The 26,623-nt window shown below is 71.2% G+C and carries 21 protein-coding genes; 12 read left to right on the top strand and 9 right to left on the bottom strand.

Annotated elements, in window-relative coordinates; translation table 11 throughout:
• Window positions 1–115: 115 nt before the first annotated feature.
• The 6 genes from rox to ABD901_RS45240 all read left to right on the top strand — a co-directional run bounded on the left by rox (window position 116) and on the right by ABD901_RS45240 (window position 7,571).
• The gene (gene rox, locus ABD901_RS45215; protein WP_345137666.1) at window positions 116–1,543 is read left to right on the top strand and encodes a rifampin monooxygenase; all 1,428 of its coding nucleotides are present in this window, start codon (window positions 116–118) and stop codon (window positions 1,541–1,543) included.
• A gap of 98 nt (window positions 1,544–1,641) precedes the next feature.
• A complete protein-coding gene (locus ABD901_RS45220) occupies window positions 1,642–2,529 on the top strand; it encodes an NmrA family NAD(P)-binding protein (RefSeq protein WP_345137667.1) in 888 nt (295 codons plus the stop codon).
• Between the two features lie 247 nt (window positions 2,530–2,776).
• A complete protein-coding gene (locus ABD901_RS45225) occupies window positions 2,777–3,742 on the top strand; it encodes a GlxA family transcriptional regulator (RefSeq protein ID WP_345137669.1) in 966 nt (321 codons plus the stop codon).
• 85 nt (window positions 3,743–3,827) lie between these two features.
• Window positions 3,828–4,826 (top strand): type I glyceraldehyde-3-phosphate dehydrogenase, encoded by a 999-nt coding sequence (gap, locus tag ABD901_RS45230; protein WP_345137671.1) that lies wholly within the window; start codon window positions 3,828–3,830, stop codon window positions 4,824–4,826.
• An 83-nt stretch (window positions 4,827–4,909) separates the two neighbouring features.
• The gene (locus ABD901_RS45235) at window positions 4,910–5,236 is read left to right on the top strand and encodes a hypothetical protein (protein ID WP_345137673.1); all 327 of its coding nucleotides are present in this window, start codon (window positions 4,910–4,912) and stop codon (window positions 5,234–5,236) included.
• A 208-nt stretch (window positions 5,237–5,444) separates the two neighbouring features.
• Window positions 5,445–7,571, top strand: a complete 2,127-nt coding sequence (locus ABD901_RS45240; RefSeq protein ID WP_345137676.1) for a PhoX family protein — start codon at window positions 5,445–5,447, stop codon at window positions 7,569–7,571.
• Between the two features lie 249 nt (window positions 7,572–7,820).
• Here the strand turns inward: ABD901_RS45240 and ABD901_RS45245 are convergent, their stop codons facing one another.
• On the bottom strand, window positions 7,821–8,393 hold the full coding sequence (locus tag ABD901_RS45245) for a TetR/AcrR family transcriptional regulator (RefSeq protein ID WP_345137678.1): 573 nt from the start codon (window positions 8,391–8,393) through the stop codon (window positions 7,821–7,823).
• Window positions 8,394–8,519: 126 nt separating this feature from the next.
• On the opposite strand from ABD901_RS45245, the gene ABD901_RS45250 reads away from it, so the two are divergent.
• Together ABD901_RS45250 and ABD901_RS45255 are read left to right on the top strand one after the other, a co-directional pair.
• Window positions 8,520–10,676, top strand: coding sequence for an MMPL family transporter (locus ABD901_RS45250; protein ID WP_345137680.1), 2,157 nt, complete (start codon window positions 8,520–8,522; stop codon window positions 10,674–10,676).
• A gap of 183 nt (window positions 10,677–10,859) precedes the next feature.
• On the top strand, window positions 10,860–12,077 hold the full coding sequence (locus ABD901_RS45255) for a zinc-dependent alcohol dehydrogenase (RefSeq protein ID WP_345137685.1): 1,218 nt from the start codon (window positions 10,860–10,862) through the stop codon (window positions 12,075–12,077).
• A gap of 292 nt (window positions 12,078–12,369) precedes the next feature.
• Here ABD901_RS45255 and ABD901_RS45260 read toward each other — a convergent pair whose 3' ends face one another.
• Window positions 12,370–13,467, bottom strand: a complete 1,098-nt coding sequence (locus ABD901_RS45260; protein ID WP_345137687.1) for a hypothetical protein — start codon at window positions 13,465–13,467, stop codon at window positions 12,370–12,372.
• 57 nt (window positions 13,468–13,524) lie between these two features.
• Here ABD901_RS45260 and ABD901_RS45265 point away from each other — a divergent pair, with 57 nt between their 5' ends.
• Window positions 13,525–15,093 carry an esterase-like activity of phytase family protein gene (locus tag ABD901_RS45265; protein ID WP_345137690.1) on the top strand — a complete coding sequence of 523 codons (1,569 nt, stop codon included), beginning with the start codon at window positions 13,525–13,527 and terminating at the stop codon, window positions 15,091–15,093.
• Between the two features lie 114 nt (window positions 15,094–15,207).
• Here the strand turns inward: ABD901_RS45265 and ABD901_RS45270 are convergent, their stop codons facing one another.
• The 6 genes from ABD901_RS45270 to ABD901_RS45295 form a co-directional block, all read right to left on the bottom strand.
• Window positions 15,208–16,089: a TIGR03560 family F420-dependent LLM class oxidoreductase gene (locus ABD901_RS45270; RefSeq protein WP_345137692.1), complete on the bottom strand. Its 882-nt coding sequence runs from the start codon at window positions 16,087–16,089 to the stop codon at window positions 15,208–15,210.
• Window positions 16,090–16,165: 76 nt separating this feature from the next.
• Window positions 16,166–16,297, bottom strand: a complete 132-nt coding sequence (locus ABD901_RS45275; protein ID WP_345137694.1) for a hypothetical protein — start codon at window positions 16,295–16,297, stop codon at window positions 16,166–16,168.
• A gap of 104 nt (window positions 16,298–16,401) precedes the next feature.
• A complete protein-coding gene (locus ABD901_RS45280) occupies window positions 16,402–17,685 on the bottom strand; it encodes a DUF4032 domain-containing protein (protein ID WP_345137696.1) in 1,284 nt (427 codons plus the stop codon).
• A gap of 99 nt (window positions 17,686–17,784) precedes the next feature.
• The gene (locus tag ABD901_RS45285) at window positions 17,785–18,618 is read right to left on the bottom strand and encodes a polysaccharide deacetylase family protein (protein WP_345137697.1); all 834 of its coding nucleotides are present in this window, start codon (window positions 18,616–18,618) and stop codon (window positions 17,785–17,787) included.
• Complete coding sequence (locus tag ABD901_RS45290; protein WP_345137700.1) at window positions 18,615–19,775, bottom strand: LCP family protein; 1,161 nt, start codon at window positions 19,773–19,775, stop codon at window positions 18,615–18,617. The genes ABD901_RS45285 and ABD901_RS45290 overlap by 4 nt, the downstream gene beginning before the upstream one ends.
• A 292-nt stretch (window positions 19,776–20,067) precedes the next feature.
• Window positions 20,068–21,444, bottom strand: coding sequence for an NAD(P)/FAD-dependent oxidoreductase (locus ABD901_RS45295; protein WP_345137702.1), 1,377 nt, complete (start codon window positions 21,442–21,444; stop codon window positions 20,068–20,070).
• A gap of 307 nt (window positions 21,445–21,751) precedes the next feature.
• Here ABD901_RS45295 and ABD901_RS45300 point away from each other — a divergent pair, with 307 nt between their 5' ends.
• From ABD901_RS45300 to ABD901_RS45310, 3 genes are all read left to right on the top strand, one after another.
• The gene (locus tag ABD901_RS45300) at window positions 21,752–24,379 is read left to right on the top strand and encodes a helix-turn-helix transcriptional regulator (RefSeq protein WP_345137704.1); all 2,628 of its coding nucleotides are present in this window, start codon (window positions 21,752–21,754) and stop codon (window positions 24,377–24,379) included.
• 1 nt (window position 24,380) lies between these two features.
• Window positions 24,381–24,785: a globin domain-containing protein gene (locus ABD901_RS45305; RefSeq protein ID WP_345137706.1), complete on the top strand. Its 405-nt coding sequence runs from the start codon at window positions 24,381–24,383 to the stop codon at window positions 24,783–24,785.
• Between the two features lie 103 nt (window positions 24,786–24,888).
• Entirely contained in the window at window positions 24,889–25,086 is a 198-nt protein-coding gene (locus ABD901_RS45310) for a hypothetical protein (RefSeq protein ID WP_345137708.1), read from the top strand.
• A gap of 88 nt (window positions 25,087–25,174) precedes the next feature.
• Here ABD901_RS45310 and ABD901_RS45315 read toward each other — a convergent pair whose 3' ends face one another.
• Window positions 25,175–25,993 (bottom strand): tetratricopeptide repeat protein, encoded by an 819-nt coding sequence (locus ABD901_RS45315; RefSeq protein WP_345137711.1) that lies wholly within the window; start codon window positions 25,991–25,993, stop codon window positions 25,175–25,177.
• Window positions 25,994–26,623: the final 630 nt, after the last annotated feature.

The following is a 26,623-nucleotide window of genomic DNA, read 5'->3' on the forward strand; positions in this document are numbered from 1 at the left end:
CTCCCCTTCCCGTCACGGTCGGGCGATTGACGTAGGTGTCGCCGGGAGCGCCTCGCCAACAAGGCACTCCCGAAAGGCAACACACATGCACTCTCTGCAGGTCCCCGCGCCCCTCATGTTCGACGTGATCATTGCCGGGTGCGGGCCGACCGGTGCGATGCTGGCCGCCGAACTGCGGCTGCACGATGTGCGGGTACTCGTCCTGGAGAAGGAAACCGAGCCTGCGTCGTTCGTCCGCATCGTCGGTCTGCATATTCGCAGCATCGAGCTGATGGCAATGCGCGGACTGCTGCAGCGCATTCTCGAACGCGGAAGACAGCGTCCGGCCGGCGGCTTCTTCGCCGCCATCAACAAACCCGCGCCCGAGGGCCTGGATTCCGCGCACGCCTATCTGCTGGGCATCCCGCAGCCGGTCATCGTTCACCTGCTCGAAGAACATGCGACCAAACTGGGTGCGCTGGTCCGGCGCGGTTGTACGGTGGCCGGTCTCGAGCAGGACGACGACGGCGTGACCGTCGAGCTGGCCGACGGGGAACGGCTGCGTTCGCGCTATCTCGTCGGCTGTGACGGCGGGCGCAGTACGGTGCGCAAACTGCTCGGCGTCGGCTTCCCCGGCGAACCCTCGCGGACCGAGACGCTGATGGGCGAGATGGCGGTGGGGGTACCGCAGGAGGAGATCGCCGCCAGGGTGACCGAAATCAGCGGGACCCATCAGCGATTCTGGCTCCGGCCCGCAGGCGTTGGGGTCTATAGCGTCGTGGTTCCCGCCGCGGGAGTCGGCGACCGCACGGAACCGCCCACCCTCGAGGATTTCAGACAACAGTTGCGTACCATCGCCGGAACCGATTTCGGCGTGCACTCCCCGCGCTGGTTGTCCCGTTTCGGGGATGCCACCCGGCTCGCCGAACGTTATCGGGTCGGGCGGGTGCTGCTGGCCGGCGATGCGGCACACATCCATCCACCCACCGGCGGACAGGGCCTCAACCTGGGCGTTCAGGACGCGTTCAACCTCGGCTGGAAACTGGCCGCGCAGATCCGCGGCTGGGCGCCGGAAACACTGCTGGACACCTACCAGGCCGAACGTCATCCGGTCGCCGAGGACGTGCTGGACAACACCCGCGCCCAGATGGAACTGCTGTCCACCGAAGCGGGCCCGCAGGCCGTGCGCAGGCTGCTCACCGAACTGATGGACTTCGACGAGGTGAACCGCTATCTGATCGAGAAGATCACCGCGATCGGCCTCCGCTACGACTTCGGCGAAGGCCCCGACCTGCTCGGCCGCCGCCTGCGCGACATCGACGTGCAACAGGGCCACCTCTACGATCTGCTGCATCGCGGCCGCGGCCTGCTGCTGGACCGCACCGAACGCCTGACCGTCGGCGGCTGGTCGGACCGGGTCGACTACCTCGCGGATCCCACCGCGGCACTGGATGTTCCGTGCGTCCTGCTGCGCCCCGACGGCCACGTCGCCTGGATCGGCGACGATCAGCAGGACCTGGACGACCACCTCTACCGCTGGTTCGGTCAGCCCACCCGCGCCTGATCTACGGGTGAAAAGGGCTCGGTATAGGGCATATGTCCTCATGGTCTGCGGTTGTTGCCTACCGCAGAACATGAGGACCCAGCCCGAAGGGAACCATGATGGCGAGCAACATCCTGATCACCGGCGCATCCGGCAAGACCGGCGGATACGCCGCGAAGACCCTGCTCGAGCACGGCCATCACGTGCGGGCGCTGGTGCGCCGCACCGACAAGAGGTCGGACCGGCTGGCCACAGTCGGCGCCGAGATCGTCGTGGCCGACCTGCTCGACCTCGACGCGGTGTCGAAGGCGGCCAGGGGAATCGACGCCGTGTACCTGACCTACCCGATCGCCCCCGGGCTGATCGAGGCCAGCGCGATCCTGTTGCAGGCCGCCGAGGAGAACAACGTCTCGGCCATCGTGAACATGTCGCAGATCTCGGCCCGGCGAGACGCCGTCAGCGCCGCCGCCCGCCAGCACTGGATCGCCGAACGGCTCCTCGACCACTTCAGCGGCGGGGTCACCCACATCCGGCCCACGTTCTTCGCCGAATGGCTGGTCAACTTCTTCGACGTCGAGACCGGTGAGCTGCGACTGCCCTTCGCCGACGGCCGCCACGCTCCCATCGCCGCCGAGGACCAGGGCCGTGTCATCGCGGCGCTCCTGGCCGATCCGCAGCAGCACGCCGGCAAGATCTACCCGCTGTACGGTGCCGTCGAGATGAACCACCACCAGATCGCCGAGGCGATGACCCATGTCCTGGGCCGCACAGTGTCCTACGTGCCGATCAGCCTCGACGAATTCCACGCCGACCTGGAGAAACGCGGCCTCGATCCGCATTTCATGCAACACCTGATCGCCGTGGCCGTGGATTACCGCAACGGCATTTTCGCCGGCGTCAACAACAACGTCGAAGACCTGACCGGCCGGGCTCCGCTCACTGTCGAAGCCTTCACCGAACGCAACAAGCACTACCTGGACGGCACCACAGACTGGTACAACCGCTGATTCGTGTTACGGCTCCAGACCGTACATCCCGGCCAATTCACCGGCTCCGTCACATCGCTTCAGCCACGCTTCGGCACCTGCCTGGCCTGGGACCGGCTTCCGGAAGGGGTCAAGCTCCAGCAACTCCTGGAGTCCGGCCTGTGAGCACACCGGCGGGTGGCGAGAAACTTGCGGTACGCGGCGATCACGCCACTGTCGGGACCCGATCCGGCGGTGCGAGGCTGCACCACGACGGAAGGGGGCGGCGATGGCCGAGGGGATCCATCGCGTGGTCGTGCTCGTACTCGACGGAGCGAAGCCGCTCGACGTCGGCATACCGGCCCAGGTGTTCACGAACCGGCCGAGCATGCCCTATGAGGTCCACGTGTGCGGCGCCGCGCCCGGGCTCGTCGCCGGTGGTGACGGGCTGGCCTACCACGTCGCCGAGGGGCTCGACGCGTTCGACGCCGCCGACACGATCTTCATCCCGGGATACCGGCATCCCGACCGCGAGGACCCGCCCGCCGACGTCGTCGCCGCGCTGCGGGCTGCGCACGCCGGTGGGGTGCGGCTCGCGGCGATCTCGACCGGGGCGTTCGCGCTCGCCGCGACCGGACTGCTCGACGGCAGGCGCGCGACGACGCATTGGCACTACACGCACGAGCTCGCCCGCCGGCACCCCGAGATCCGTGTCGACGAGGACGTGCTGTTCGTCGACGAGGGCGAGGTGCTCACCTCGGCCGGCGCCGCCAGCGGCATCGACCTCTGCCTGCACCTCGTGCGCCGCGACCACGGCGTCGCCCTGGCCAACAGCGTCGCCCGGCGGCTCGTCGCCGCGCCGTACCGCAGCGGAGGGCAGGTGCAGTACATCCCGCACAGCGTGCCGGAGGCCGCCGGCGAGCACTTCGCGGCCACCCGCCAGTGGGCCCTCGAACGGCTCGGCGAGCCGCTCGCGCTCGGCGACCTCGCCCGCAACGCGAACGTGTCGGCGCGCACGCTCTCGCGTCGCTTTGTCGAGGAGACCGGACACACGCCCACGCAGTGGATCCTCCGCGCCCGCGTCGACCGGGCCCGCGAGCTGCTGGAGCGCAGCGATCTCGGCGTCGAGCAGATCGCCGCCCAGGTCGGGCTCGGCACCGGCGCCAACCTGCGGATGCATTTCCAGCGGATCCTCGGCACCTCGCCGAGCGAGTACCGGCGCACCTTCGCCCGGCCGATGCCGCGCGCGTCCTGAACCCGCCGGGCGCCTGGCGCGATCCTTGCGCGGACTGGCGCGGGAGCGCCTGTCGGCGCACGGCAGGCGCACCGACCATCGAGGCGTGACCATTCGCATTGCCATCAACGGATTCGGCCGCATCGGGCGCAGCGTGCTGCGCACGCTCATCGAGCGCGGCAGCCCGCTCGAGGTCGTCGCCGTCAACGACCTTGCCGACCCCGCGACCCTCGCCCACCTGCTCCGCTACGACAGCACCCTCGGCCGGTTCGGTCGCACCGTGCTGGTCGACGCCGACGAGATCGTCGTCGACGGCCGGCGCATCCGGGTGCTCGCCGAGCGCGAGCCCGGGAAGCTGCCGTGGGCCGAGCTCGACGTACACCTGGTGCTTGAAGCCACCGGCCGGTTCACTGCCGCCGACGCCGCCCGCGCGCACCTGGACGCCGGCGCGCGGCGCGTGCTCGTGAGCGCACCGTCGGCCGGGGCCGATGTCACGCTCGCCTACGGCGTCAACACGGAGGCGTACGACCCGGCCGCGCACACAATCGTCTCGAACGCCTCGTGCACGACGAACGCGCTGGCGCCGCTCGCTTCGGTACTGCACGAGCTCGCCGGCATCGAGCACGGATTCATGACGACCGTGCACGCCTACACGCAGGAGCAGAACCTGCAGGACGGCCCGCATCGCGACCTGCGCCGGGCCCGGGCCGCCGCCGTCAACATCGCGCCGACCACGACCGGCGCCGCCAAGGCGATCGGGCTCGTCCTGCCAACGCTTTCCGGCAAGCTCTCCGGCGACTCGATCCGGGTGCCGGTGCCCGTCGGCTCGATCGTCGAGCTGAACACGACCGTGGAGCGCGAGGTGACCCGCGACGAGGTGCTGGCCGCGTACCGCGCGGCGGCGGACGGCCGGCTCGCGGGCATCCTCGAGTACGCGACCGACCCACTCGTCTCCAGCGACATCGCGGGCAACCCCGCGTCGGCGGTCTTCGACGCCGCGCTGACCCGCGTCGACGGCCGGCACGTCAAGGTCGTCGCGTGGTATGACAACGAGTGGGGCTTCTCGAACCGGGTCGTCGACACCTTGGAGCTGCTCGCCGGCTGAGGCGTCAGCTCGGCTCCTGGCGTGGAGATCGCGGGATGGCTACCCGCACCTCGGCGCCGCACGGGCAGTCCTAGGCTGTGCCGATGACATCCGAGCCGACCCGGTTGGCACAGAAGGTGGCCGACGCCGTCGCTGAGCTCGCCGCCTGTCTTGCCACCGGCGTCCGGATCGATCCTGGGCGCGTCATCGCCCCGTTGATGGCGTCGATGGGGCCCCTGCACAACATCGCCGGTGATCTCGGCCGTACAGCAGCGTCCGTGGATGAGGAGGCCGTGGCGGCGGCGCAGCGGGCGGCCGAGCATTTTCTGCGAGCGCGGGGGGAGCTCGGCCGGGCGATGGCCCGGCTGCCGCTGGAAAAGCCGCGCGGCACCCTATATGGCCGGCTACGGCAACCTGACGACGTCGACTGAACCTCGATTGCGCCTGCCGCCTGGGGCGCTTAGCGGCATCCGGCATGGTGAGCGGACATTGAGGCGGCCCGCTATTGTCCAAATTGCGAGGAATATGAACACCTCCACGTAATGGTTCAGCTGGAGGTCGAGCAGCGTTCACCATCGGCTCATACGGTGCCGAAGAAATCCCAGGTGAACACGACTTCCGTTCTCGCAAGGAGCCCGTATGCAGGAGCCAACCCGGCGCCATCTGCCGTTCATCGGCACGGCGAAGGTGACCCACAGCGGACGTGATCGCATGACCTGCCTGTACCGCTGCGGTAACGCCTGCGACCACCCTGTTCCGAACCAGTCGGACAACGAGTACTTCGGCGACCTCGTGAACAGCGTCAGCCGCCGCGGCCTCATGCGCGGCGCGCTCGCCATCGGTCTGGCCGGCACCGGCGTCGCCGCCGCCGGCGTGCCCGCGTTCGCCGCCCCCGGCGCGGCAGCCGGCGGCACGGACGTCGAGCTGCCGGAGGTCGACACGTTCGCGGCGAAGTCGCCGGAGCCGTCCCAGCTGACCTTCAAGGCCGTCACCCCGAACCAGGTCGACGGCATCGTCGTGCCCAACGGCTACGAGCACGCCGTCGTCATCAAGTGGGGCGACGAGGTCGTGCCGGGCGCGCCGCGGTTCAACGTGGCCAAGCAGAGCGCCGAGGCGCAGTCGAAGCAGTTCGGGTACAACAACGACTTCGTCGCGGTGCTGCCGCTCGACCGCCGCGGCGATCAGGCGCTGCTCGTGTGCAACCACGAGTACACCAACGAGGACCTCATGTTCCCCGGCTTCCCCGGCATCGACGGGCTGTCGGTGGAGCAGCTGCGGGTCGCGATGGCCGCCCACGGCATGTCGATCGTCGAGCTCGAGCGGGTCGGCGACACCGGCCGCTGGGTGCCGGTGTCGAAGGGCCGGCGCCGGTACAACCGCCGCGTCACCGCGCTCGCCACGCACTTCACGGTCGACGGCCCGGCCGCCGGCAGCGCCCTGCTGAAGACCAAGGCCGACCCGAGCGGCCGCGACGTCATCGGCACGCTGAACAACTGTGCCGGCGGCGTCACGCCCTGGGGCACCATCCTGTCCGGCGAGGAGAACTTCAACCAGTACTTCGTGGGCGCCGAGACGTCGACCGGCGTCGACAAGGACCGGTTCAACCGGTACGGGATCGACACCGTCAACCACTACCCGTCCGGCAGCCGCAAATGGGACCGCGCCGACGAGCGCTTCGACCTGTCGAAGCACCCCAACGAGGCCAACCGTTTCGGCTGGATCGTCGAGATCGACCCGTTCACCCCGGACTCGGCGCCGCGCAAGCACACGGCCCTCGGCCGGGTGAAGCATGAGGGCGCCAACGTCGTCATCGCCGGCAACGGCAAGGCCGTCGCCTACATGGGCGACGACGAGCGCTTCGACTACCTCTACAAGTTCGTGTCGGACAAGAAGTTCGACTCCGGCAAGTCGTCCTCCGCCCGCCGGCACAACCTGACCCTCCTCGAGTCCGGCACGCTCTACGTGGCGAAGCTCGGCTTCACCTCGGCCGCGGAGATCGACGGCAGCGGCAAGCTGCCCACCGACGGCGCGTTCAACGGCACCGGCACGTGGGTACCGCTGGTCAAGGACGGCCAGTCGCAGGTGCCGGGCATGACCACCGCGGAGGTGCTGGTCTTCACCCGGCTCGCCGGCGACGCGGTCGGCGCCACGAAGATGGACCGGCCCGAGGACGTCGAGCCCAACCCGAAGACCGGCAAGATCTACGTCGCGCTGACCAACAACACGGCCCGCGGCCCGGCCGGCAAGGCGCCCGCCGACGAGGCGAACCCCCGCACCAACAACAAGCACGGCCACATCTTCGAGATCACCGAGGACAACGGCGACCACACGGCGACCACGTTCACCTGGACGATCCCGATCGTCTGCGGCGACCCCAAGGATCCGGCGACGTACTTCATGGGCTTCGACAAGACCAAGGTCTCGCCGATCTCCTGCCCGGACAACGTCGCGTTCGACGGCGCCGGCAACCTGTGGATCGCCACCGACGGCAACGCACTGGGCACCAACGACGGTCTTTTCGCGGTACCGCTGGAAGGCCCTGAGAAGGGTCGCCTCAAGCAGTTCCTGACAGTCCCCTACGGCGCGGAGACCTGCGGCCCGTGGATCCACGCCGACAACAGGAGCGCCTTCGTCGCCGTCCAGCACCCGGGCGAGATCAGCGGCGCGTCGATCGAGAACCCGGCATCGAACTGGCCCGACGGTGACTTCGCCAAGCCCGGCATCGCCGTGGCGTGGCGCGTCGACGGCCGGAACATCGGCGTCTGACACAGCACCGTTCCGGCAAACAGCACCGGATGCCGGCCGTCCGCGACCGTCAGGGTCCGAACGGCCGGCGATCCGGCCCGACCAGCCACGCGCATGCGGCCCCGTCCGCCGCGCACACGGCCGCGGATGGAAGCGGGGCCACACGGCCTGCGCACCGCTGCCGCGGGCCAGTCCGTGCTCGCCCCCACGATCGCCAACCGCCTGATCGACCGGAGGGTGGGTTGCGCGGCGCAGGGCGACCCGGGACGGTCAGCCGACGAGCAGCGTGGCGGCATCGCAGGCGTAGTCGATGACACCCCGCGGTTCGCCCCCGACGTCGATGCGACCAATTCCGGCGTCGACCAGCGCCTGCAGGACCGCGTGCAGCAGCTCGGGCTGCGCCGTGTCGAGGTCGTTGACCACCTCCGCCAGGATGGCGGTCAGGTCGCCGTGCAGGTCCTTGACGCGTTGTCGGCCGGCCGCCGACAGGGCGCCGCGTGACAGCGCCGCCCGACGTCCGTGGCTGCCGCGGGCGGCGAGTTCGAGGTTGGAGCGCACATAGGCGACGGCGCGTGCCTGCGGTGTCCGCTCGGCCTCGACCGCCGCGCTCACCGCGCTCACCCACGCGGGGAACTCGCGGGTGACGACGAGTTCGATGAGCTCGTCGATGGAGTCGAAGTACCGATAGATGCTGTTGCGGGCGATGCCGGCGCGGGTCGCTACGGCGCCGGCCGTCAGGCCGTCGACGCCATGTTCGGCCATGATCGCTTCGGCGGCGTCGACAAGTTGGTCGAGACGCCGCGCGCGATGCTCCCGGACCGTTCCCGCGCTGATCTTCGGCATCTTCTCCCCGCACGCACATCGCAATGGTCATGCCCACCGGCAGGCAGCATGAAGCGGCTGCTAGAGTCCCTCAAAACTTAGCGACACCCCTGTCGCTAAGCTGCACCGTCGATGAGGACCGTCTGAATGTATCCGAACCTGCTGCGCATGTTCCTGGCGTCGCGGCTGCGTGCCGCCGCGACGGTCGGCCTGTGGTTGATCATCGTGGGGGTGTTGGCCGCCGTCGCCCCGAAGCTCGAGTCGGTCGAAGACAACGCGTCGGCGAACCTGCCACCGGCGGCGTCGGACTCGATGCGGGCACGTCAACTGTTGCGGCAGGCGTTTCCCGAGCAGACCGGAACCCCCGCCATCATCGTCGTGCACGGCCGCGGCAGCGACCGGCAGGCGACGGCCGACGCCGCACTGCGCATCAACGACGTCCTGACGGGACCGGACCGTCCGGGCGGCGTGGCCGGAGTGATCTCGGCGGCGCGGGCTCCGCAGGCGGCCGAAGGCCTGGTCTCCGCAGATGGCGGCACCCAGCTCGTGGTCGCCAACGTGCAGGGCAGCCCGTCGGATGCGTCGTTTCGCTACACAGTTGCCGCCGTGCGTCGCGTCGCCGACCAGCAGGCCGGTGACGCCGAGGTCGCGGTGACCGGCCCGGCCGGCATCGCGACCGACACCACGGCGGTGTTCAGCGGCGGCGACAGGACGTTGCTTCTGGCCACGGTCGTGCTCGTGGTGGCCATCCTGCTGGCGATCTACCGTTCACCGCTGATGGCGCTGATTCCGTTGCTGGCGGTCGGTGTCGCGATGCGGGTCGCGCAGAGCCTCGGCGCCCTGATGGCCCACGCGGGCTGGTTCGACATCAGCTCCCAGACGGCGTCGATCATGACGGTGCTGCTGTTCGGAGTCGGCACCGACTACGCCCTCATCATCACCGCCCGCTATCGCGAGGCCCTGATCGACGAGCCGGACCGCTTCAGGGCAATGCAGATCGCCATGCGAGGCGTCGGTGAGACGGTGCTGTCCAGCGCTTCGACCGTGGTGCTGGCCATGTTCGCCCTGCTGGTGTCGGCGTCCCCTGCGCTGCGCGGGTTCGGCCCCTACCTTGCACTGGGCGTGGCGGCGATGGCGCTGGTGGCGTTTACGTTCATTCCTGCACTGGTACTGCTGGCCGGCCGAGCCGTGTTCTGGCCGCTGAGCGAGCGCCGGGCCGCGCAGCGCGGCTTGGGCGGCGCCGCTTGGCATCGGGTGGCGCGGCTGGTGACCGACGCGCCGGCCAAGGTGATCGCAGGAGTCGTCGCCGTTCTCGCACTGCTGAGTCTCGGCCTGGTGAACTACCGGACCAGCTTCGACTTCGTCAGCGGCTTCCGCATCGAAACCGACTCGGCACGTGGCCAGGCGCTCCTGCGTGACGGCCTCGGCCCCGGCGAGATCGCCCCCACCACGGTGCTGGTGCACTCCAGTGCCGGTGTCACCGCCGCGCAGAGCGCCGCGATCGCGGCGGCGCTGCGGGCCGTCGACGGGGTGGCGCGCGTCGGCGGGCGGCCACAGCTCAGCGGTGACGGCACCGCCGCGGCCGTCCAGGTCGTTCTCGACGTCGACCCGTACGGCTCCCACGCCTTCGACATGGTCGCACCGCTGCGCGCAGCCGCCGGCACCGCGGCCGCGAACGCCGGTGTTGGCGGCGCAGAGGTGCTCGTGGCCGGCGAGACGGCGCAGACCGCCGACATCCGTGACGCGCTCGACCGGGACATGGGCTACATCGTCGTGCTGGTGTTGGCGATCGTCACCGTGGTGCTCGGCCTGCTGCTGCGCTCCGTCCTTGCGCCGGTCTACCTGGCCATGACCCTGGTGTTGTCGTTCGTCGCCACGCTCGGGGCGACCACGTTGCTGACCCTGACCGTGCTGGGCGACGAGGGTATCGGCAACCGGGTCGCCGCCTACATCTTCGTGTTCCTCGTCGCCCTGGGCGTTGACTACAACATCTTCGTGATGAGCCGGCTCAAGCAGGAGCTACGCGTCCGGGCGCTACCGGAAGCGATCCGGGCGGCGGTTACCCGCACCGGCGGGGTCGTGTCCTCCGCCGGGCTCATCCTCGCCGCGACGTTCGCCGTTCTGATGACGCAGCCGATCCGGGAACTGTTCCAGTTCGGATTCGCGATGGCTTTCGGGATTCTGCTCGACACATTCCTCATCCGCCCGCTGCTCGTGCCCGCGATCGTCACGACCCTCGGTACCAAGGCGCTGTGGCCGGCCCGCATTCGCGCCATCGGCGCGACCGAGTCCCCCGCGCCGTAGCTCGTCCCCGACCGCCCAATCGACGGTCGCAGATCTTCCCAGTACGTTCGTGTCCACCGCGGTGGCATTCGTCATCGCGGTGGCCGACCGTGCCATGCAGTAGCCCTCGCCCCGCGGTAGAGCCGCGCAATCGTGGGAAGGCCTCGCCGGGTCACATCAAACTCGGCGGGACGAAGGAGCGCGATGAAAGCAGTTGTGTGGCATGACGTGGGGGACATCCGCCTGGACACCGTGCCCGAACCGAAGATCGAGCAGTCCACCGATGCCATCGTCCGCATCACCACCGCGGCGATATGCGGCACTGATCTGCATTTCATCCGGGGTACCGTGCGGGGGATGAGGCCGGGCCTCGTCCTCGGTCACGAGGGTGTCGGCGTGGTCGAAGAGGTCGGCAAAAACGTCCGCAACTTCCGCCGCGGCGACCGCGTGCTGTTATCCGCGGTCCTCGGCTGCGGCTCGTGCGCGTACTGCCGCGCCGGCTACTACGCGCAGTGCGACACGATCAACCCGAACGGCGCCCGGTCCGGAACGGCCTTCTACGGGGCGCCCGCGGACAACGGCTCCTTCAACGGTCTGCAGGCGGAGTACGCTCGCGTCCCCTACGCGCACACCAACCTGTTCGGGCTGCCCGAATCGATCACCGACGAGCAGGCGATCCCGCTGTCGGACATCTACCCCACGGGATACTTCGGCGCGGTCATCGCGCAGGTCACCGACGGCGACGTGGTTGCGGTCTGGGGCTGCGGGCCGGTGGGTCAGTTCGCCATTCTATCCGCGTTCCAGCGCGGCGCGGGCCGGGTGCTCGCGATCGACGGTCACGCCGATCGGCTGGAACGTGCCCGGGCACTCGGCGCCGAGGTCATCAACTTCAACGAGGTGGACCCGGTCGAAGCGATCATGGAACTGACCCGTGGCATAGGTCCGGACCGGGCGATCGACGCCGTCGGGGTCGACGCGGAGAGCCCGAAGTCCGGCCCGGCGGCCGCGAAAGCCCGAGACACGGACGAACTGCACCGGGCGGAGTTGCGGGAGATCGCCCCGAAGACCAACGAGCGCAACGGCCGCTGGAGGCCCGGCGACGCTCCGACCCAGGCCCACCACTGGGCGATCGAGTCCCTGGCTAAGGCGGGGACCCTCGCGATCATCGGCGTGTACCCGCCGACGGACCGATTCTTCCCGATCGGCACCGCGATGAACAAGAACCTCACCATCAACATGGGCAACGGCAACCACCCTCGCTACATCCCGAAGCTGCTGGCGATGGTCGAGTCCGGCGTGGTCAGACCGGAGCAGATGCTGACCCAGCATGAGCCGATGCGCGAGGTGATGACGGCGTACGAAGAGTTCGACATGCGCAAGCCGGGCTGGCTCAAGGTGGCACTGAACCCGTCGGTCAACTGACCGTGGCTCAGCAGGGCGGGCCGCGCACTCGTTGGCCGAGCGCGTGGCCCGCCGCCGCGCACTTCAGGTGACTGTGCCCGAGCCGCCCGGCCGTCGCGTTGTGATCGCGCCGGTCAGCCGAGCGCTCTCGCGGGCGGCGGACAGTCTTTCGCCAGGTACTTCGTCAACGGTGTCGTGGTGACTCGATGCCAGGGCTTCACCCGGTAGCCGTCCGGCGAGATCGCGCCGGCAATGCCCAGCGGCCGGTCGTCGAGCTGCTGCTGGACGGCCGTGGTCGCGGCGCGTGGGCGCTTCAGAACCGCGGCAGTTCGGCCTCGATGCGGCGTTGTTCGGCATCGCGCAGCGTCCGGTAATGCCGTGCCCGGTCGTCGCGGCCGGCCTTCTCCGCCGCTTCCGCGGCCGCCCGCAACACCACCAGCGGCAGGTCGCCGACCGAGCCTGCCTGGCGGTCCGCCTCGTCGAACACCGTCCGGGTCAACGCGGCGGAGGCGGCGCCGGCCAGCAGAAAGAGCTCCTCGACATACATGCGGCCGAGGCCCACCTCGGACCAGCCGGGCACATCGTCCAGCGCCCGGCGGCACGCCCGCAGTGCCTCCCACGCGGCATCATGATGCCCGGCCCGCCGCTCCAGCTCGGCCAGCGATCGCCGGCCCGACGCCGAGTCCCAGGCGTTGCCGGCATACGCCAGGGCCTCCCGCTGTGCCGCGGCCGCCTCGTCGAAGGCCCCCAGGTCCGCCAGCTGGTACCGCAGCTCGCTCAGCGTGGATTTGTCCCGCGGCCGTCCGGCGGCCCACCGGTCCAGCCACCGGCGCGCGAGGTCCAGTTCGTCGGCCAGCTTTGCGCGCCCGATCCACGTGAGCGGATCCTCGGCGTCCGGGTCGGCCGGGAACCGCGACCGCGAGCTCTCCCACCACCCGCTCAGGTCCTCCTCGTCCAGACCCAGCAGCCGCTCGAGGACGTCGTCGCGCTCGGAGTGCTCGCTGCCGCGCACGAAGGCGATGGTGCGCTGCACCCCGGCCGCGGCCAGATGCTCGACGTCGTAGCCGCACCACGTGTCGAAGTTGGCCCGCTTGATCTCCCACTGCCGCCACACGTCCTCGACCTGGCCGAGGAGAGCGAGCAGGAACCCGGCCAGCTCGGTCTCCTCGGTCAGGCCCTGGAACGGCGCCTCGCGCCGGCATCGCGCCTCCTGCTCGGCCAGCCACCGCACCAGCGCCAGGTCCTCGACCCGGTGGTCGTACTGCAGCGCCCACAACACCGCCGCCCGCCGCGCAGCGTTCCCGTCGCGGTCATACCCGTCCGGGCCGGTCACACGCTCGTAGCGCACCGTGTGCCACGCGTCGGGGGAGCCCCGCATCTGCTCGAGCGCGCGGCGCGCCGCCTCCATCATCCGACAACGATCTCACCCCAGTTGCCGGAACGTGAGTACTGATTCCGTTTCCCGACCATGAGGCGACACCGGCTGGTCACCTGGCGTTCGCTCGTCGCCGATTGGTTGCGGGCATGCGCCTCAACGTCCTGGCCCGTAAGCGGCAAGGGGGCCGTTCCGGGCGGCGACAAGATCCCGTCGCTGGGCGGGCTCGAGGGGCCGGGCGGCACCACCGCGCAGATCTCCGGCGGCGGCTACGGCTCGTCGTTCGTCGCGGTGCCGGGGCGGCCGGGCTGGTTCTACGGAGTCACCGACCGGGGGCCCAACGCCGACGACCTCGGGCCGCTCGGCGAGAAGGTGTTCCTCGCCCCGACCTTCAACCCGCGCATCGGCGTGTTCCAGCTCGTCGGCGCCAAGCTGGTGCTGCAGCGCACGATCGGGCTCAAGGCGCCCGACGGCACGCCGTACAACGGGCTGGCCAACCCGGTCACGAAGGCCGCGGCGAGCGCGGAGAAGACCGAGGATCTGTACGGCAACCAGATCGACCCGGCGGTGCCGTACACGGTGCCGGGCAGCAACCCGGCCGTGACGCTCGACCCCAACAACGGCTACGACTCCGAGGGCGTGGTCGCTCTGGCCGACGGCAGCTTCTGGATCTCCGACGAGTACGGGCCGTTCATCACGCATTTCGACAAGAACGGCACCGAGCTCGAGCGACTCTCGCCGTGGGGCACCAACGCCGGGCACAAGGTCGACTCGCACGCGCTGCCGATCGAGCTGAAGCTGCGGACCAAGAACAAGGGCATGGAGGGGCTCACGGTCACGCCCGACGGCCGCACGCTCGGCGGGATCATGCAGTCGGCGCTCACGGTGTCCGACTACGGGCTGGACGCCAAGGGCAAGACCGTCAAGCCGGCCAACGTCGCGCCGGTGCGGATCGTGACCGTCGACCTGCGCACGAAGGCGATGCACGAGTACCTCTACCTGCTCACCAACCCGGCCACCACGGTCAGCGCGGTCAGCGAGATCACCGCCCTGTCGGACACGAAGTTCCTCGTCGACGAGCGCGACGGCAGCCAGGGCGCGGCCGGCACGGCGACGTTCAAGAACCTCTACGAGGTCGACCTGTCCGGCGCCACCGACGTCAAGGGCGACGGCGTCAACCCGCTGGGCTACACGGTGGCGACCGCGAACGGGCAGAAGTCGATCGACGCGTACGTCGGCGACGCGCCGACCGCGAAGGCCGAGCTGCTGCTGGCGCAGGCCGGTATCACGCCGGTGAGCAAGACGCCGTACCTCGAGATCGGCACCGTGCTCAACCAGCTCGACCCGTCGGGCGCCTTCTTCAGCCACGACAAGATCGAGGGCGTCGCCGCCGCGGACGGCGGGCGGACGCTGTACATCGCCAACGACAGCGACTTCGGCATGGACCACCTGCTCGGCCAGGACGAGGCGGCGTGCGAGGCCTCGGCCCTGTCCGACACGACGGCCTGCGCCCCGGTGAAGTCGGCGACCTCGGGCAAGTACCTGGTGCACCAGAAGACCCTGGACGCCAGCGGCGCGGTCGACGACGGCGAGGTCCTCAAGGTCGACATGTCGAAGCTGCCGATCGTCCTGGGCGCGGCGACGGTCACCATCCGGTACTGAATCGCCTGATGAGCGCGGCCGGGACGCCGACCGGCAACGTGGCGGCTCCCGGCCCGGGCGACGATCCGGGCCGGGGCCGCTGCAGCCGTGCACGCTCGCACCATCGCGACAGTTCTAATGAGCTGCGGATAGCCCCAGGATCGTGTCCATCGCGCGCAGCCGGTCGGCGCCCTTGCCCAGCAGCCCGTCGGGGACGATGAGCTCGTCGAGGCCGATTTCGCGGTACCGCTGCATGGTCTCCTGCAGCTGCCCGGGGCTGCCGCCGATGACGGGCATGGGCATGTCCGGGACCGGCCCGTCGACGACCACGAGGGCCTGCGCGGTGCGGGCGATCTGCTTCGGGTCGCGGCCCTGCGCGGCGCAGAACTCGTCGAGGACCGCCGACTTGTGCGCGATGACCTCCGGGTGCCCCCAGGTGTTCCACACGTCGGCGTACCGCGCGACGATGCCGAGCATCCGCCGCTCGCCTCCGCCGCCGATGAGGATCGGCAGCGGGTCCTGGACCGGCTTTGGCTCGCAGACGGCGTCGGTGAGGTCGTAGTACTCCCCGTGCAGCGTCGTGCCCGGCCGCCGCAGGAGCCCGTGGAGCACCTCCAGGGCCTCCACGAACCGGTCGAGGCGCTGCTTTACGGGCGGCAGCTCGATGCCGTACTGCTCGTGCTCGTTGACCTGCCAGCCGGCCCCGACGCCGAGGGTGAACCGCCCGCCGGTGACGTGGTCCACGGTGGCGGCCATGTTCGCCAGTACCGCGGGGTGGCGGTACGTGTTGCCGTACACCAGCGACCCGATCCGCACGCGGGGCACGGCCGCCCCGACCGCGGCGACGAGGCTGCCGCACTCGAGCACCGGCGCGAGCGGGTCCCGCCCCGGGCCGGCGTTGGGCATGAAGTGATCGGCGACGTAGACGCCGTCCCACCCGGTCGCCTCCGCGTGCCGGGCCACCTCGAGGATCTCGTCGTACCGCTGCCCGGCGCCGGGCCAGATCGAAATGCGCATGGCTCCTCTATATACCCCGAACAGGTAGCGGTTCTGGGTGAACGGGCTTTGCCGGCCGCGAACACGACCCGCGGCGTCACCCGGTACATCTCGGCGGCCGGCCCGCCGCCCGGATGGTGGAACGCCCCGTCTCGCCGTACATGGCCACCCACGCCGCGGCCGCGCGGGTGAGCGCCGCCTCGTCGCGCAGCGGCACCGTCTCGCCCATTACCGCGCCGCCTTGTAAGCCGGCACTCGGACGACCGCCGACGAGATCCGGTTCGGTCGCTGTGACGTGCGGTTTGTGCGCGGTCGTGGGGAATGGGACCTTTCTCAGTCGTCGGAGAGCTCGGCGAGCAGCTGGGGGGTCAGGGCGGGAAACGTGCCGGTCGAGGCCTCCGCGATCGCCATTTTCGCCGCCGACAGAGGCGGGACCGAGCGGTCCCGCAGCGCGTCGAGCGCCGCCGCGTCGCCAACGTCCTGCCCGGCCTGCTCGCTGAGCAGCCAGCGCACCTCCAGCAGGTCGCAGTACGCCTGGATCGGATCACCGAGTCCACCCACCGCCTCGTGCGCCCTCGCCATACCGGGCCGGTACACCTCTTGCAGCCAACGTTGCGCCGCACGCTCGTCGGTCAGCTCCGGATTGGCCTGCCGCACACGCGCCTGGTACGCCCGCAGGTCACCGAGCAGGATCCGCGCCTGGCCCTCTCCCACATCAAGACCGGTCAGATCGTGCAACTGGGTCGCGTGGAACCGGCGGGCGGCAACCGCCACCTTCAGTCGCACCTTCCCGCCGCTCTCGCCGGTCGGCTCAAGCTTCACCTCGTCAACGGCGAACCCGAGATCGTGCAGCTTCCGGATCTGCCCTTCGATCTGATACCGGTCGTCGAACGCAAACACCGGCTCGGCGTGCAGGACGTCCCACAGTGCCTGATAGCGGGTGGCGACACTGCACGCCTCCTCGATGAGCAGCTCCTCGACCTCGGGCGGCTGTTCGAGCCGGGCCGCAAGGTCCATCATGCCCGCGGCGACATTCTCGACAAGGATGTCGATGTCGTACTGCCGCTGCCCGTCGCTGAGCTGCGGATGGATCTCGCTGGTCTCGGCGTCGACGAGAAATGCCTGCAGGATCTGCCCGTCGCGCGAGAACAAGGTGTTCGCAAGCGAGCAGTCGCCCCAGAACACCCCGTTACGGTGCAGGTCCACCAGCAGACTCGCCATCGCGTCCAGCAGCCGCTCGCGGTGCTTCGACGCTTCCGTAGGCAGCCGCATCAACAGCCGGCGATACTGCCACGACCGGTCCAGGTAGCGCGTCACGAGGATCGCGGTGTCCTCGTACGGCTGGATGACCAGACCGGCCGGGCGCACCGCCGGAAGCGAGCGGCGCTCCAGGTCTCGCAGCACCGCGTACTCCTTCGCGGCAATGCGCTGCGGCAGCTCCTTCAACGCCCAGAGTGCGCCGTCGGTCTCGACGAACCGCACCAGATGCCGGCTCGGGCCGACCGGGATGTCGCGGAACGGCACCTCCGTGGCGTCCCACTCGGCCAAGGGCTCCAGCCACGGCAACGCGATCAGCCCGGGCGTGGCGGCACGCAGACGGAGCTCCAGAGGATGCACGGCGCCACCCTACGACCGGCCGGCTTCCCGCCGCCATGCTCGGCGTCACTATGAACGCGCGCACAGACGATCATCGAACAACGCAACCGCGCCCCGTATTCAGGGCTGGGCGAAGGTGTACCCGGCCTCGCGGAGCTTGGGCAGGACGAAGCCGAGGGCGGTGAGGGTCTGCTCGCGATTGCCGCCGCCGTCGTGCTCGAGGATGATCGAGCCGGGGTGGGTCTGTTTCATGATCGTGGTCACGATGTGCTGGACGCCGGGGCGGCTCCAGTCCCGGGGGTCCACGCTCCAGTCCAGCGGGTGCAGCCCGAGGGCGCTGCACTGCCCGAGGACCGTCGAGGACCAGGCGCCGCCGGGGGAGCGGAACAGCCTCGGCCGGTATCCGCCGCCCGCCGCCTTGGCGATCGCGTCGGTGGCCCGCGCCATCTCCGTGTGGACGGCGCCCGCGGGCATCTTCGCGATGTTCATCGGGTGGCTGAACGTGTGGTTGGCGATGTGGTGGCCGCCGTCGAGGACGCGCTTGACGAGGTCGGGGTGCGCGGCGGCGCTGCGGCCGATCATGCAGAACGTGGCCCGGATTCCCTGCTGCGCGAGCAGGGCCAGCATCTTCGGGGTGTACGTCGGGTCGGGCCCGTCGTCCACGGTGAGCGCGATGTCGGTGCCGCGGCAGGGCAGGGAGTACTGCGGGCCGCCGGGCTTCTGCTCCACCCCCGGCGGCGCCGGGCAAACGCCGGGTTGTGGCGGGTTCGCCGGCGGGACGACCAGCGGCGAGGCGGAGTCGGTCACGCCCGCCGACGCGGCGTCACCCGGGCGCGAGTCGCCGGGGATGTCGCCGGCGCCGTGCCAGGTCGCGTGGCCGTCGCCGCATCCGGTCACCAGCCCGACCCCGCCCAGGGCGAACAGGAGAGCGCGCCGGGAAACCCTCCCGGTCACGTGCGGCTTCGGCGGGACGGGCCGGTCCCCGTCGGACTCGGCTTGCCCGACGGCGTGCCGCTGCTTTCGTTGACCAGCTCCGGATGGGCGGCGACGAACTCGGCGACCCGGTCCTGGTCGACGGCCACGAGGAGCGCTTTGGTGGTGGCGTCGAGGATCTCGTACGACTGGCCGTCAACGACCTCGGTGTTGTACCGGCCGCCGTTGGCCTTCAGCGTCACCAGCCGGTCCGGCGCGATGCCGTGCAACGTGAGGATCCAGTCGGCGAGCGGGATGTCGTTGTTGTAGAACGACACCGCCTTGCCGATCGCGTTGAGCATGTGATCGACCTTCTGCGGGTTGGTGATGACGCCGGCGCTGGTGGCCTTGCTGAGCATGGCCTTGATGAACTGCTGCTGGTGGCGCTGGCGGCCGTAGTCTCCGTCGTTGTTCGCCAGTTTGTCGCGCTGCCGCACGTAGTCGAGGGCCTGCCAGGCGGCCATGTCGTAGCAGCCGGGCTCGTACACCTGCGGGCGCATGTTCGGCTTCAGGGTGGTCGGGATGCCGTCGGCGTTGAAGTTGTACGGCTCACTCTCCTGCCCCGTGCGGGTGTTCCATCCGGTGTGGATCGACGTGGTGCGCTCGTCCACGCACATGTGCACGCCGCCGATTGCGTCGACGAGGTCCTTGAACCCGTCGAAGTTGACGATCGCGGCGCCGTTGAACGTCAGCCCGCCGGCGAGGTTGCTGACCGTCTCGGCCAGCAGCGCCAGGCCCTCGTCGCGGCCGCCGCCGTTGCGGTACCCGAACTCGAACGCGGCATTGATCTTATCGGTGCCGCCGCGGTACTGGCTGTGGCGGTCGGGCGGGATGGAGACTCGCGTGTCGCGGGGAATGCTGGTCAGGTACACCATGTCGTGGCTCGCCGGCACGTGGGCGATGATGATCGAGTCGGCGCGGGCGCCCATTGCCGCGTTGCCGGTCCGCTCGTCGATGCCGACCAGGAGCAGGTTGAGCGGCCCGTCGATGTTGTGCCCGGTCGCCGCGGCCGAGCCGAGACCGCCGGGGTGGGTGACCTGGTCGCCGAAGTGCGCCAGGAGCAGCTCGCCGCCGACCAGGGAGCCGACGCTGCCCAGGAGCAGCAGCGAGCCGAAGGTCAGGCAGAGCCGCGCCCACAACGGGCTCCTGGTTCTGCGCGCCGGTTTCCGCCGTTGCCCAGTGGCGAGCATCCGGCTCCTCTCGCGCGCGAACCGCCGGTGCGGCCGTGCACCGTCCCGGCGACGGCGCCGTCCCAGCATCGCCGGAGCGCAGCGGCCCGACGTCCGCCCGAAGCCGCACAGTCGCTGCGGGTTACCCGCACCGGCTCTGTCGCGTTTGCTGCTCGGCAAGATCAAACAGAAGTTCGTGCCGCACCTGCCGTCCGACGTGCGCGCTGCGTACCGACCACGAGCGGCACGCCGGCGGAGGTCGTCATTCGACCAACTGGCGGACACGGGGCGGTGACTGGATCGTGGTCGGAGCCGGGCGGCGGCTGCCCCGCAGGACGCGGGCCACGATCCCCGGGGCGAACAGGGTCGGCGGCGCGGCCACCAGGTTGGCCACCCGTAGGAATGCTCGGCTGACCACCGGGTCCTGTTCCGCGGCGCGGTAGAGCCGGCCGATGTACGCGTTGATGAAGTTCGTCTTGCGTGTGCGGACACCGTCGACGTGAGCGAAGCGTAGGTCGCCGCCGACGGCGATCTCCCACGGTGCCTGGATCAGCCGCGCCGCTTGGGCGTAGAACTGCCGAGGCAGACCCTCGCGTCCGCGCTTCAGGCAGTCGCGCAGGGCCAGCGCCTCGGCGGCGGCGACGGTCATGCCCTGCCCGTACGCCGGATTGAACGAGCACATTGCGTCCCCCACCGACAAGAACCCCTCGGGCAGCCGGGTGAGGCGTTCGTAGCGGCGCCGGACGCTGACGGGCAGCCGCATCCGGTGCGGTGGGCCGAGCGGCTCCGCGCCCGAGATCAGGTCGTACACCCGCCGATCGGGCAGCCGGCCGGCGAAGGCGACGAACTCGTCGACTTCGCTCGGCAGCGTGATGCCGGGACCGCAGCCGAGGAGGGTGACCTGCCAGCGGTCGCCCTCGACGGCGATGGCCACGACGCCGTACGGCTGGCCCGGCCACGGGCTCTGTACGATCGCGGCGTGCCGCGCGTCGCCGCGCGTCCGGCGGAACTCGCGCGTCACATAGACCATGTTCGCGTCGACGGTCTCCTCAGGCGCCGTGCTGTAGCCGAGCTCGGCCAGCCACGTCGGACCGCGGTTGCCTCGCCCGGTCGCGTCGACGACCAACTCGGCGGCGAGGTGTTCCACGACGCCGCCCTTCGGCAGCACCTGAGCTCCGGTGACCCGGGTCCGGTCGGAGGTGCTCAGCAGGCCGACGGCCTCGTGCCCGGCCCGGATCTCGACGTTCGGCAACGCCGCGACCCGGCCTCGGACGTAGCCCTCGATCGCGGGGCGGCTCAGGCACAGGCCCCGCAACCCGGACTCGGCGTTGCGCAGCGGGCGCCCGTCGGAGATCCAGAGGATGTCACGCTGGATGTCGACCGGGATGCCGCCCAGCCCCGCGGCGTCGGCCGCGAAGCCGTCGAACAGCTCCGCCAGTGCCGCGTGACCCGCGGCCAGCAGGCCGTGCCCGTGCGCGCCCTGCGGTACACAACGCCGCGGTGCCGCGGCCGTCGGCAGTTCGTCGCGGTCGACCACCGTCACGTTGGCGAACGCGTCGCTGAGCACCCGGGCCGCAAGCAGGCCCGAGATGCTGGCGCCCAGTACGACGGCGTGGCCGGAACGGTCCCTGCTTGCCATGGCGGCTCTCCCTGCGTCGGTGGCGAGCCGATCGCCCGCCGTACCTGAAGCACACCCGCACCGGACACCTCGCGCCTGAGCAACGATTGCTCATCTGCGACGGTCGCCGAGCCGACTACTCAGCTCCGCTGTCGGGTTTCGTCCAGTCCGTGCGCAGCCCGGCGTGTCATGCTGTTCGACATGGCGTATGCCAGATGCGGGTCACGGCTGCGCCGCCGAGCTGGTCCACAGTGGACGATCGCTCGGCCCGTGTGCCGGGTCCGGACGGGTGGTGTCGGTGGTCAGTGCCGTGACGGCGTGGCCGTTCGTGAGCCGGCACGCAGAGCTGGAGCGCATCGCCGACGTCCTGGCCGGGTCCGACCACAGCGCGGTGATCATCACCGGTCGCTCGGGTGTGGGCAAGTCCCGGCTGGCGCGGGAGGCGCTGCGGCGCGCCCGCGATGACGGGTGGCCGGTTCTGCACGTGGCGGTCTCCGTTGCCGCGGCCGCGATCCCGCTCTCGGCGGTGGCGGCGCTGCTGCCGGCGGGGGCCGGGCTCGACGATCCGGTGGCGCTGCTGGTCGCGTGCCTCGACCACCTGCGCGCGACGTTCGGCGGGCGCCGCGTCGTGGTCGGCGTCGATGACGCGGACCTGCTGGATCCGGCGTCGACGGTACTGCTGGGTCACCTGCTGCAGCAGGGAGCCGTGTTCGTGGTGGCTACCGTGGCGACCCCTGCCGCGCCGCCGGAGCCGCTCGACGCACTGTGGCGGGCCGGGCACGCCATCCGCATCGAACTGGGCGCGCTCGATCGCGGCGCGTGCGAGCGGCTGCTGCACCTGAGCCTGCTCGGCCCGGTGACGGCCCTGGCCGCGCTGGCGCTGTGGGAGGCCAGTCAGGGCAATGTCCTGTACCTGCGGGAGCTCGTCCTCGGGGCCATCGAGGACGGTGCGCTGGTCGGTACCGGCGGGGTGTGGGCGTTGCGCGCCCCGCTGCGGCCCGGCGCCGGGGTGGCCGCCATCGTCCGGCGGCGGCTGGCTGACCTCCCCGAGCACGACCGGCAGGTGCTGGACCTGCTCGCCGTCTGCGGTCCGCTGGGCGCCGACGACGTGGCGGAGCAGTTCCCGGCGGCCGACCTGCCCCAGCTCGAGGCGCGCGAATGGATCGTGGTGCGCGTGGACGAGCGCCGGCACCAGATCGCCCTGGCCCACCCGCTGCACGGCGCGATCCTCCGCGAGGGCATTCCGACGCTGGCGGCCCGGCGGCTGCTGCTCGACCAGATCGACCGTGTCGTCGCCCACGGGGCCCGTCGCGCGTCCGATCCGCTGCAGCTGGCGACGTGGCGGCTGGATGCGACGGGCGACGGCGACGTGGCGCTGCTGGCCGAGGCCGCGGTCGCCGCCCGGGCCGCAGGCGACAACGCGCGGGCTAAGCGGCTGGCCGGCGCGGTCCTGCGGGCGGCGAGACACCTTCCCGCGAGCATCGTGCTGGCCGAGACGCTGGCGGACGAGGGGGATCCCGCCGGGGCGGAGGCGGTGCTGGCCGCCGCGGACGACCCAGCCGCGGACCCCGACACCTACGCCACGTGGGCGGTGACCCGGAGCCTGAACCTGGCGTACCGACTGGGCCGTCTCGACGACGCGGCCCGGAGCCTGCGGGCTGCGGCCGACGTCGTCGGACCCGCCTACGACGAGCGCCTCGTGGCCATGCGGGCGATGCTGTCGGCCTACGCCGGGCGGCCCCGCGAGGCGCTGGAGCTCGTGAACACGGTCGGTCCTCCCGGCCGCGACGCCGGGCCTCGCACCGCCGGCCCGCTGCCGCCCGGCCGGTCACTGGCCTGGCACGTCCGCTCGGCGAGCCTGGCCGAACTCGGCCAGCTGGACGAGGCCGAGGACCTGTGCCGGCTCGCGCACACCTGGCCGGAGCCGGGAGGCGGGCCGCCACCCGCGGCGGTACACCTGTCGGTCCTGGCCACGGTCCTGGATCTGCGCGGGCAGTTCAGCGCCGCGCTGGACGTCTGCGCCCAGGGGCAGCAGGAGGCCGCGGCCGCCGGGGACCGGTCGCTGAGCGCGGTGTTCGCGACCATCGCGGGCTGGACGCAGCTCGACCGGGGCGACGTCGCGGCGGCGGTCGTCGCGTTCCGGGCGGCGCTGAGCGAGACCGGGACGGTCGCCACCTCCGATGCGGTCCTGAGCCCGGTGGCCGGCCTGGTGATGGCGACCGCGCTCGCCGGGGCCGTGGACCGGCCGGCGCTGGAGCGGTTGACCGCCGCCCTCGACGCCGCCGCGTCCGGCACCGCGGGTCCGATCATCCAGCTGCAGCGGGCCCTGGCCTGGGTCGAGGCCCAGCACGGCAACGTGCCGGCCGCGCTGACCCGGCTGGTCGGCGTGGCCGAGCGGTGCGCTCGGGTCGGTGCGTACACCCGCGAGTTTCGGCTCCTCCACGACGTGGTCCGGCTCGGCCGGCCCGAGATGGTGCTGGGCCGCCTCCGGGACCTCCCGTGGGCCACTGAGATCACCGCGACGGTACGGGCACACGCCGAGGCGGCCGTCCGCGGCGACGGCACCGGGTTGTTGACGGTCGCGCACCGCTACGCTGCCCTGGACGCGCTGCTCGCCGCCGCCGAGACCGCAACCCACGCCGCCGCGACGGGCGACGGGCGGCACCGGTCGCGGGCCGGTGTGCTGGCCACGCAGTGGCTGGCCCGATGCCCGGACGTGCGCACCCCGGGCCTGCTGCGGCCGGTGACCACGTCGCCGCTGAGCACCCGCGAGCGCGAGATCGCGGTCCTGGCCGCGAAGGGTCACGCGAGCCGGGCGATCGCCGATCAGCTCTTCCTGTCGGTACGGACCGTCAACAACCATCTGCAGAGCGCGTACACCAAACTCGGGGTCTCCAACCGCGGCGAACTCGCCGCCGCACTGCGACTCGGGCCGGCGCCGGAGGAGGGCGTGTGAGATGACACCGGAGCAGGTAGACCTGGTACTGGAGGGCATCGAGCGGATGCGACCGCGGCTGCCGCTGGTCGCCGATGCGTTCTACGCCGAACTGTTCGGCCGGTATCCGCAGCTGCGCCCGATGTTCCCGGCCGACCTGGCCCGCCAACGCGCCAAGTTCGCCGACGAGCTGCGCGCCTTGGTGGTGGCCCTGCCCGACCTTCCGGCGTTCCTCGACAGCGCCGCCCGTCTCGGTCGCCGCCACGCCGGTTACGGCGTCCGGGTGGCCCACTACAACCAGGTCCGCACCGCCCTCATCGCCACGATCGCCGCCGAAATGGCGTCGGTCTGGACCGAGGAGCACGAACACGCCTGGACGGTCGCCTACGACATGATCACCGAAGCGATGCTGCTCAACCTCCGCTGAGCAGCGCCGCCCGCGGAATGAGCATGGCTTGCTCAGGCGGGGAACCCCCGTCGGCGGCAAGCATGGGTGGCAGCGGAAAGCCGCCACACAAGGAGGTACCACCATGAACATCCACCGCGCCGGTGTCGTCCTCGCCGGCCTCGTCCTCGCAGTCGCTGTCGTCGGACTGCCCAGCCCCGCACAGGCCGGCGTCATCATCCACGACGGCGCGTACCCGCCCGGCCCGACCGCAACCGGCGTCATCATCCACGACGCCACGGACGTCCCTCCGGTGACCTGGGCCATCGGCCCGGACATCTGAGGATCCCCCTGACCTCTCGCAGGTACGACGCCCCGTCCGCACCCCGCGGGCGGGCCGTCGGCAATCCGACCGGCGGAGCCGAAGGGGTTCAGGGTGGGCCGAGGTGCCGCAGGCGCTCCTGTAGGTCGGTCGTGAGGGCATCGCCGTCGACTTCGCGGTTGATCCGCAGGGCGCGTTCGTACAGCTCCCGCGCGCCCGAGCGATCGCCCAGGGCAGCGACGACGTCGCCGAGGCCGCACAGCGGGTACACCTGGCCGTACCGGTCGCCGGCCCGCTCGAACAGCTCCAGCGACCGGCGGTAGTGCTCGGCTGCCTCGTCCGGCCGTCCCAGCCGTGCGCAGGCCAGGCCGAGGCTGTCGAGGGTGAAGGCGGCGCCGTGGTTGTCGCCGGTACCGCGCTGCAGGTCCAGGGCGAGGGTGAGCGGATCGAGGGCCTCGGAGGCACGGCCGAGCTGTACCAGCGTGTACCCGAGTGTGTTGAGCCCCTGCGCGCGGTCGGACGGCTCGCCGTGCCGCTCGTACAGATCGACCAGCCGTCGGGCGTGCTCGAGCGCCTCCGGCAGCCGGTTCGCCCGCGAGTAGGCGACGGCCACGCTGCGCCGGGCGTCGGCCTCGGCGACCGGCAGGCCGGCGTCGCGGTAGAGCTCTGCGGCGCGCAGGCCCGCGGTGGCTGCGGCGTCGGCGTCGCCGAGGAACGCGTTCGCGCGGGCGATGCCGTGCTGGGCCACGGCCTCGCCGAGCCGGTCGCCGTGGCGGTGCGCGGCCCGCGCGGCGGCTTCGTGCGCGGCGAGCAGGTCGTTCCAGCGGCCGGTGCGCTGCTGGTACTCGACGAGGTTGCGGGCCAGCCGGGCCGGGTGCAGGGCGAGGCCCGGGTCGTCGGAGCCGGCGGTGGCGCGCACGGCGGCCATGAGCGCGGGATACTCCGCGGCGAACCACCCCAGCGCCTCCTCGGCGCTGCCGCCCTCGAGCGTCTCGGCCCCGCACGCCGTGAGCGGGCAGCGGCAGCGGCACGGCGACGCGGAACGGGTCGAGCCGCCCCGCGAGGGTGCCCGACGTGTGCAGGTAGTGGTCGGCGAGCCGGCGCACCGTCGCGGGCGCCTCCGGGTCGGTGGCCGCCAGCTCGCGGGCGAAGGCGCGCAGCAGGTCGTGCTGGCCGTATCGGCCGGGCCGCGCCTCCGTGACCAGGTGAGCGTCGGCGAGCTCAGCGAGCATCTGGGCGGCGCGCTCGGGGGTGACGCCGGTGAGGCTCGCCGCGACCGGCGCGCCGACGTCGTCGCCGGGTTGCAGGCCGAGCAGCCGGAACATCCGTGCCAGCGGCGGGCGCAGCATGCGGTACGACCACGAGAACACCGCCCGCACGTCGGTCACCACGTCGGCTCCGGCGAACGGGTCGAGCTGCTGCTCCGCGCCGGCCAGCTCGAGGGCGACGTCGGCGAGTGCCCGGCGCGGGTCGACGGCCGCGCGGGCGGCAGCGATCGCCAGGGCCAGCGGCAGGCGGGCGCACCGGTCGATGATCTCCTCGACCGCGGCGGGCTCAC

Origin of the sequence: Dactylosporangium darangshiense (assembly GCF_039537565.1) — a bacterium.
Lineage (GTDB): Bacteria > Actinomycetota > Actinomycetes > Mycobacteriales > Micromonosporaceae > Dactylosporangium > Dactylosporangium darangshiense.